Origin of the sequence: Streptomyces sp. SM1 (assembly GCF_002910825.1) — a bacterium.
GTDB lineage: Bacteria > Actinomycetota > Actinomycetes > Streptomycetales > Streptomycetaceae > Streptomyces > Streptomyces okerensis.
Map to the genome: position 1 here is coordinate 1 of NZ_NEUB01000708.1, position 4,139 is coordinate 4,139.

At 69.4% G+C, this 4,139-nt stretch carries 2 protein-coding genes and 2 pseudogenes; 2 read left to right on the forward strand and 2 right to left on the reverse strand.

Annotated elements, in window-relative coordinates; genetic code table 11:
- Both B9S61_RS20095 and B9S61_RS20100 read left to right on the forward strand, forming a co-directional pair.
- Window positions 1-283: pseudogene (locus B9S61_RS20095) on the forward strand (transposase); the annotation flags it as partial.
- A gap of 126 nt (window positions 284-409) precedes the next feature.
- Window positions 410-1,036: pseudogene (locus tag B9S61_RS20100) on the forward strand (site-specific integrase); the annotation flags it as partial.
- Between the two features lie 224 nt (window positions 1,037-1,260).
- On the opposite strand, the gene B9S61_RS20105 reads toward B9S61_RS20100, so the two are convergent.
- Window positions 1,261-2,604 (reverse strand): endonuclease domain-containing protein, encoded by a 1,344-nt coding sequence (locus B9S61_RS20105; protein ID WP_103543502.1) that lies wholly within the window; start codon window positions 2,602-2,604, stop codon window positions 1,261-1,263.
- Between the two features lie 30 nt (window positions 2,605-2,634).
- Window positions 2,635-3,936, reverse strand: a complete 1,302-nt coding sequence (locus B9S61_RS20110) for an IS4 family transposase (RefSeq protein ID WP_258039752.1) — start codon at window positions 3,934-3,936, stop codon at window positions 2,635-2,637.
- Window positions 3,937-4,139 lie beyond the last annotated feature (203 nt).

The following is a 4,139-nucleotide window of genomic DNA, read 5'->3' on the forward strand; positions in this document are numbered from 1 at the left end:
CGACCTGCGGCCCGTCTATCACCGGCTCGAGGAACGCATACGCGCACACGTCATCCTCTGCTGGCTCGCTCTGCTGCTGATCCGCATCACAGAGACCACCACCGGTGCGACCTGGACGACCGTCCGCCGAGAGCTCGACCGGCTCCACCTCGGCACCTTCACCGGCCCCACCGGCCTGTTCCGGCAGGTCACCACCCTCACCAAGCCCCAGACCGACCTCCTGGCCAAGCTCGGCATCCCCGCACCGAAGCAGATCATCGCCCTCGAACCCACACCCCGCTGACCAGCACGAACACCAGCGCCTAGAGAAACGCCTCTCAGGCGCCCTCACCCATGTCCGCGCAGGTCAGACCACAGATTCGTGACTCTATGCCGCTGAATTACGCGGAACGCAGGTCCTGGTGCTGGACGACGCGGCGAAGGCTGCGGCGTCAGGTGGGAAGACCACTCGGCCAAGGCGCGCTCCCTGGCCATCGCCACCCAGCTCGTCCAGGACGGCTGGGAGGTCCACGAGGGTGCCCCCAAGACCGACAGCGGCATCCGCCTGATCGCCCTCGACGAGGAGACCAACCAGGACCTCCTGGCTCACAAGGGCCGCCAGCAGCGGGAGCGGGAGGCGTGGGGCGAGGGCTGGCAGGACACCGGCCGGATCTTCACCCAGGAGGACGGGTCCCTTCTCCATCCGGGCAAGGTCAGCGACCTTTTCGAGCGTCTGGTGGAGGCCGCTGGCCTTCCTCCGATCCGGCTCCACGATCTTCGCCACGTCGCAGCGACGCTGATGCTCGCTGCCGGGGTCGATATCAAGGTGGTCTCCGAGACGCTCGGCCACTCGGACACTCGGATCACCCGGGACATCTACCAGTCGGTCCTGGACGATCTCGCCCGTGACGCCGCCGAGAAGGTCGTGCAGCTCGTGCCGCACGCCCGGAGGCCCCTGGCGGCAGTCAAGGACGGAGAACCGACGGCCTCGCCCCGCTGGCCCAGGATGACGCCGCCGCGCAAGAACGACGTGGCCAAGGAAGAACGCTCCGCCTGATCAGGCGAGCAGGAGCCCCGGTCAGCGGGAATCTGACCGGGGCTCCGGCATGTGATGAACGTCACCGATCGACTGTCGCGGGCCACCGGTGATCGCGCAGCGTGACTGTCTTCCTCCCCCGTGACGACGACTCTGCTGCGCATTTCGCTGGGGTGTGTGGGGTGACCGTGTCGGGGGCCAGCAGCTGCGAGCTGACGGTGGGGTGTCAGGTCTCCGGTGCCCGCTCAAAACAGTTCTAGGTCCTCGCCGCTGGTGTCCGCGATGACTGGCCGGAACTGGGCAGGAAGGCCGTCCAGGCGGTCAGGACCGGCCGCGGCGGCCACGGCAGGGGCCGTCTCGGCCAGCCAGGCACGAAACCGCTCGGCGGCTTCGCGGTAGGGGACTCGAGCCAGGACACGGTGCTCGCCCGAGGGGCAGAAGTCGACGGCGACAGTGAGCAGGCAGGAACGGGGTGCGTTCTGACTGCCCGTCCAGGACACGCGCAGGAGACCGCAGGGCTTGCGCCCGCGGGGGGCGCGGTGGGTCGGGCGCAGCGATCGGCAGGCTATGTGGGCGGTCCATGCGGCGAGGTGCGGCAGGGGCAGGGTGGTGCGTGCGCGGCAGCCGGGGCAGCGGTGCCAGTGGCGGAGCCAGTCGTCGGTGTCGGTGTGGAAGAGGCGTGTGTAGCGGTTCGCCACGCGGATGTCGTTGCTGTACAGGTGGTCGGGGCGTTCCTGTGTGTTACAGGACTGGCAGAGGGGGGCGCGGACGTAGCCGTGTTCGTGGCAGTGGTCGAGCACGGTGGCGGGCGCGCTGCGGCAGACGGCGCACGCCCACCCGGCTACCCTGCGGGAGGTACCGGGCTTCCTGCTGAGCACCGAGTACAGCTGGCCTTCCAGCTCTTTGTTGTACGGGCGCAGTGAGGCGGTGGGGCCCTCGGAGCTCGTCGTCTGCCGTCCGTCGGCGTCTTGGGCCTGCGGGGTGTGGGAGGGCGGCTCGGTGACGGCTGCGCTTGCCCGGCGGGTCCGCGCGGCTTGCGCCCACTGCGTTTCGGCGTGCTCGGCCGCGTCCAGCAGCCTGACCACAGCGCGCGGCAGCCACCACGTGCGCTGCGTCCCGTCGCGGGTCTGCTCCACGAGTATCTGTCGCCAGTCGATCCCCGCCAGATGGTACGGCCGGCCGACTTCACGTCGTGCTGCCCGCTCGGGGCCGCCCAGCTCCTGCAGTTCCCCCGTGATGCGCTGGCGCCAACGCAGCGGCGTTTCCTCGTTGCACTCCTGCCTCGGCGCCCCACGAAACGGACCGATGCGGACCAGGTCCTGCCGATCCATCCCCACCGCGTTCAGTTCCGCAGCCGCCCGGCGCACCTCAACCTCCGGAACACTCCACTGACCGCCGCTCGCCCTCACCGTCGCCACCACATGGCCGCCGAGCAGGACGTACCCCACCCGGGCACGGGCAGGAGAGCAGGTGAATGCCCCAGAAGCCGTCGGCACAGCGCTGCCGGCCGTCAAATCGACCCACAGAGCGTCCGCGGCAACCAGGGTGACCAGGCCGTCCGTGCGACCGGGCATGACACGCTCTGACATACCGACAGGCTAACGGCCAAGGCCATGAAGTTATGGGCTGATGGGCCCTGTCAACAGGATGTCGATGCTGATGGTGGCCTTGTAGGTGCGTCGGTCCATGCGCAGGCTCTTGTACGCGTATCGGGACAGTGGTCGCTTGACGGCGCGGGGACTGACGCGGAGTCGGCGTGCTGTCATCGGCTGGTTCAGGACGGCGCGGCCGATGGTTCCGACGAGGTCGACGGCGGTGTCGGCGATCACGCCTGCGGCCTGGATGACCTGGTCGCGGGCGGTTTGGAGGGCGATGCTGGAGCTGGCCCGGTCGGGGTCCGCGTCGGGGAGGGTCGCGGTGGCGTCGGCGATGGCGATCCGGATCAGCTGGTAGGCGGTCAGCAGGGCGTAGACCTCCTGGGCGATGCCGGCCATGGTCCGGGCGCGCAGGACCCGGCGTCCGAGCATGGACTTCTTGATCGCGAAGAAGGCGGATTCCGCTTCCCACCGCTCGTGATACTGCTTGACCAGCTCGAATGCCGGGTGGCGGTGGTGGTCGAGCAGGGTGGTGGCCAGGCGGTAGACGCCGGTGGTGCGGCCGGCGGTGGTGGCGATGGTGATCTCGCATTCGATGATGCGGACCTCCAGCGTGCCGATCCGGGACAGGAACGAGCCGTCGTCGAAGCGGTGCAGGACCGGTGGCTTGCGGGTGGCGGACAGCCGGGCGAGGAACGCGGCGCCGGTGTCCGCGACCGTGGTCAGGAAGGCGTTGGAGGACAGGCCGCGGTCCAGCAGGACGATCATGCCCTCGTGCAGGGAGCGGGCCAGGCGCTTGCCGTGGGTGGTCTCGCCGCTGGTGCGCGGGCCGAAGACGGCGTCGATCACTGCCCGGGTGCCGCAGGCGACCAGGGTGACCAGGCAGATCTGCGGATAGCCCGAGGTGGCGTACTGGTTGGAGCCTTTGCCCAGGTGGGCTCGGGTGGCGGGACCGTCGGGGACATCGAGGTACGTGCCGTCGACGGCGACGACCAGCAGTCCCGCCCAGCGGGCCCCGGTGGTGCGGATCGCGCTCGCCGGGCCGCGCAGCAGGTCGAACAGGGCCCGCATGGGGCGAACGCCGAGCCTGGCGCGGGCGTGCCACAGTGCCGTCGCGGTGATCTTCGGGACAGGCAGGGAGCGCAGTGCGGAGGTCATCCTGGCCCACACGGCCGGATAGCCGCACTCCTCGAACAGAGCAGCAGCCAGGAGGAGGTAAACGACCACCCGGGCAGGGAGTTTCCGCAACCGCTGCTGGACGGCCCCGCACTCGGCCAGGGCGGCGTCGGCCATCTCGAACGGGACGATCTGCGTCAGCTCACCCAAGTGACCCGGAGCGAAAAGACCGTCGGCTACCGCGATCTCGCGGCTGATGACACACTGACCCGACAGCGGAGCCTCCGGTGCTGTGAACGGCTTGTCTTGGCGGACCAGCCAGTTCTACCGGGGCTCCGCTTCTCGCGTCCGGCGTTCCTCCAGATCAGACCCCACCTGCAGCCACGAACCCGACCCATAACTTCATGGCCTTG

Bases quoted from the DNA above. Each gene is read 5' to 3' on its own strand.
- B9S61_RS20105 (WP_103543502.1), bottom strand. From the start codon at position 2,604: ATGTCAGAGCGTGTCATGCCCGGTCGCACGGACGGCCTGGTCACCCTG.